Source organism: Thomasclavelia sp., assembly GCF_047249845.1.
In the GTDB taxonomy this organism is placed as follows: Bacteria; Bacillota_I; Bacilli_A; order Erysipelotrichales; family Coprobacillaceae; genus Thomasclavelia.
Genome location: NZ_JBKTWO010000090.1, coordinates 329 through 5,116, shown reverse-complemented (window position 1 = coordinate 5,116; position 4,788 = coordinate 329). Strand labels below are relative to the sequence as shown.

Here is a 4,788-nt window from a genome sequence, read left to right as displayed (position 1 = left end):
ATTAACAACTCTTTATCATGTCTTTAATCAACTAGAAAGTCGTACAATTCGTCATTTTACGGTTGAAGATTATGCTGATGTTGTGAGTCGTGGATTTATTGAAGGATACTATGGAAATCCTTGGTCAGTAGAGGATAGAGCGGAATTAATGAAATTTGGTGGATATTATAAAATGAATACATATATTTATGCACCAAAGGATGATCCAAAACATAAAGATAAGTGGGATATTTTATATACTCAAGATGAAATTAATAATTTAATTAAACCACTTGCAAAAGCGGGTAATGAATCAAAATGTAGTTTTGCCTATGCACTTCATCCATTTGGATGGGCAAGAACATTTAATTTTGATAATTATGATGAAGAATTAGCGAAATTGAAAGCAAAGTTTAAACAGGTTATTGATTGTGGTGTTAGGCAGATTGCAATCTTAGCAGACGATTTCCATAATCCTGGAGGTGCCAATGGCTTAAAATTAATTAATGATATATCAGATTGGCTAAAGAATGATGTTCAAAAAGAATATCCTGATATGAAAACAACTTTACCATATATTCCTTATGATTATATGGGAAATGGTTCTGGAGCAGAATTTACAGAACTAAAAAAAGCACCTAATAATGTTCAACTGGTTATGACAGGTGGTGGAGTTTGGGGTACAGTGAATACAAATTTCACAAACACATTTACAAATAATGTTGGACGTGGTCCATTCTTATGGATTAACTGGCCATGTTCAGATAATGCAACAAATCGTTTAATAATGGGTGGCTATAAAGAATTTTTAAATCCAGGTGTAAGTCCTGATAAAATTCAAGGTATTATGTTAAATCCAATGGAACATTCTGAACCAAGTAAAGTTGGAATATTTGGTAATGCTTGTTATTCATGGAATATTTGGCAATCAGCCAATGAAGCAGATCAGGCTTGGACAGATAGTTTTAAATATGTAGATCATAATACGGCATTAGATACAAAATCATCAAAATCTTTGCGTGAGATTTCTAAACATATGATTGCTCAGAATACGGGATTAGATGAATCATTAGATTTAAAATCTCAATTAAATAGTTTTAGATCATCTTTAACAAATAATACAGTAACAGTTGAGACATGTGATGCTTTAATACAAGAATTTCAAAAATTAAAAGAGTCAGCTGCATATTATAAGAATTCAGGAAACAAACGTTTAAGAGAACAAATGGCACCATGGTTAAACTGTTGGGATGATACAATGGAATCTGGTATTTCTTATTTAGAGGGAATCAAGGCATCTTTAAATAATGATAGTAATGCCATCATTGAATATAATACAAAAGGTTCAAAGGCTCTTGCAGATTCTCAAAAACATCATTTTATTACAAAGAATACAAATGATGAATATGCTTTAGTTGGATCAAAATATATCACACCATTGATTAAAGATATGTCTAGTTATTTAAATAAAAAAGTGGAAGAGATTACAGATCCAAACTATTTTGGGCAGACATTTATAACAAATCGTACTGATTTTCCAAATGTAAGCTTATATAATGTTTTTGATTGAAATGATGCAACGAATATACAATATACAAAAACAAGTAAAAATGAACAGTGGATTAAATCTGGTCAATATGTAGGTGTTGAATTTAATAAGGCTATTGAAATTCATGATATTAGATTTTTACTTGGTAGTGGTAAAAATAAATTTGAACATTCAAAATTGCAGTATACAACAGATGGAACAACATGGACAGATTTAGATGGAACTATTTATGATTTTGCAACAAATATTTCTAATCCTGCTGAAATTAAGGTTGATGAATTATCTTTAACTGCCAAAGGTATTCGTTTAATAACGACTCAAGATAATGCTGTTGATGCATGGCTAATAGTTTCTGAAATAACTATTAATAAGGCAGAAGGAAATCCTGATAAAGAACCTGAAAAATTAGAAATTACAAATGTTGAATTGGAGAATATTGTCATTGCTCCTAATGGTGGAAATATTGCTAATTTGACAGATGGAAATGAAAATACAGAAACATTTTTTAGAAATCCAAGTGGTGCTGATAATATTGAAGCTGGAGCAGCCATTATTGCTGATTTAGGTGAAAGTAAAAATGTAGGATCAATTGCTTTTGTTCAAGGATTAAGCAATGGAGCAGATGTTCCAAGCAATGCAATTATTGAGTATAGTGAGGATAAAATAAATTGGACAAAATTAACTGATTTGTCGACTGAACAAAGACAAACATTTAATGGTAATGGAATACAAATGCGTTATATTCGTATTCAAAATACTGCTAATAAGAATATTTGGTGGCGTGTTGGTGAAATAACAGTTTATGCTTTTGACACATCAAATGATACTACTCCACTCTCTTATACTGTTATAAAGACACCAACATGGAGAAATGGTGCAGGTGGTAGTGAAAGTGATAATGATAGCAAGTTATATGATGGTGATGATAATACTGCTGCTTATTATGATCCGGCAAATAATGGTGATGAAGGACGTACAAATGATGTAAGTGAAGTTGGTGATTATATTGGTTATGATTTAGGGAAAATCGCATCTCTTGCTAGTGCACATATCGTTATTGGTAATGGTTCTAGTGATAAATGGACAAAATATCATTTAGAATACTCTGTGGATAATACAAACTGGACAACAGTGAATACATATACAAGTTCGACTCAAAAAGATGTTATTGATGAAAACTTAGGTGGAATTCAAGCACGTTATATTCGTATTGTTAATGATGAAAGAATTACAAAATGGTTATATTTTTCAGAATTTACAGTGAAAGAGATACAGAGTGGTATCAAAGATTATGTTTACACAAATCAAGATAACAGTCCAATTCTCTCTAATTATGAGGAAGATCTTTATAGTTTGAATGGTGCAACATTAACATTAGGAGTGAATGAATATTTTGGTATTCAATTACCTAATATTAGAATGATTGAAAGTATGACATCTGATATTGCACTATCTTCAAATATAAAGTTACAGGTTTCAAAGAATAGTATTGAATGGATTGACTGTGCTAATTTTGAGTTGGCAAAACTTATAAACGCACGTTATATAAGAATTGTAAATACAGGAAGTTCAAATAAAAATATAACATTTAATCAATTTGAAGTGAAAACATTTAGTATTAAAAAAGCAGGTTTCTATGATTCTAATATACAAATCAATGCAGCCTATGGTGATGGAGATATGCGTCGTGCTAAAAATTCATATAATATTTTTGATGGAAAATTATCAACATCTGCAAGTATTGCAGGATATCCAACTCAAGATGGATATGTAACGTTTGACTTGGGTCAAGAAAGAACTATTTCATCATTGAGATATTATATTAAAGAAACAGATCAAAATTATATACGAGATGCTATTTTTGAAGTTTCAAATGATCCTGCAGGTTCATCATGGACACCAGTTTTAGAAATTGGAGATAGAGTAGAGAATACAGGAGCGGATACTGATGGGGGAAGTAGTACAACTGCAAAAACATACTCTGAACTTTTACATGATAGTGTGAATCCAGGAAATATGTATAAAGAAAATATATTAGCAAATGGTGCAAAAGCGGTTGGACGTTATTTAAGAGTGAGATTTACAGCACCATATAAAGATAGATTTGCTGCATTTAATGAAATTGTTATTAATAATAATGAATATGTGACAACTGAATCTAACCATGACTTTACACTTGATGCTATTGAAGAGCCAGGTAAAATTCCTTCTCATATGTTGGATAATGATTTATCAACGACTTTTAAATCTTCACAACCAAATAGTTCATTCATTTATCATGTATCTAATCCAAATGAAATGAAATCAATTCGTTTTGTTCAAGTTGGGGAAGTTTCAAATGCTAAAGTGAATGCTGAAGTTTATGTGACTACAAAAGGGCGCTCTACAACGCCTACAACAAAAAGTATAACACTAGGAACATTAAATCAGCCAATTAGTGAGTTCAAATTACCAGATGGATACTTATTTAAAAATGTATCTGTTACATGGCTTGACAAAATACCTGAATTGGCAGAAATAATTTTGATGAATACAGCGATGGATACAACAGCATCTAAAATGAATTTAAAAACATTATTAGATAACAAGGAAAATACTCAAGCATGGACAAATTCATCTCAAGAGAAATATGAGATGGCTTATCAAACAGCAAAGAATATTTATGATAATGAAAATGCTTCTGTGACTTCAATAGAATCAGCTATTTCTGGCATTCAATCAGCGATTGCTAATAAATTGATTAAATATGTTGGAACAGAATTAAAAGATTTAATTAAGCAATCTGTAGACAATGATACTGGAGTCTATACAGCAGCAACTTATCAAGCCTATTATGATGCTTTAAGTGAGGCTAAGTTAGTTGTCAATGATGCAGATTTATCAATAGAAAAAGCAACACAATTAATAGATGAATTAAAAATGGCAAAGAATAATCTTGTATATTCTTTAAATCAGCAGGAAATTGCTGTACTTACATTATCTGAGTTAAAATCTTATGATGAAAACTCTTATTCAAAGGCAGGTTATAAAGCTTATCAAGAGGCTATAAAAACATTGCAAGATGCTATAACTAAAGATCAAAATGCTACAACTCAACAAGAAAGAGTACATCCAGATGAAATTGAAAAATTAATTCAAACATTAAAAACTGTTGAAGAACAATTGGCTGATATTACAATCTTAAAAGACTTAATTCAAGAGTTTAATTCATATCCAGAAAAGTTATATATTGTAGAAACATTTAAGGATTATAAGAACGC

At 30.6% G+C, this 4,788-nt stretch carries 2 protein-coding genes; both read left to right on the top strand.

Annotation, left to right across the window (positions count from 1 at the left end):
• On the top strand, positions 1–1,549 hold a 1,549-nt coding region (locus ACLR9T_RS13295), incomplete at its 5' end, for a protein O-GlcNAcase (protein ID WP_413109989.1).
• Between the two features lie 15 nt (positions 1,550–1,564).
• Positions 1,565–4,788, top strand: a 3,224-nt coding sequence (locus ACLR9T_RS13290; protein WP_413109990.1) for a discoidin domain-containing protein, incomplete at its 3' end; no start/stop codon positions are given.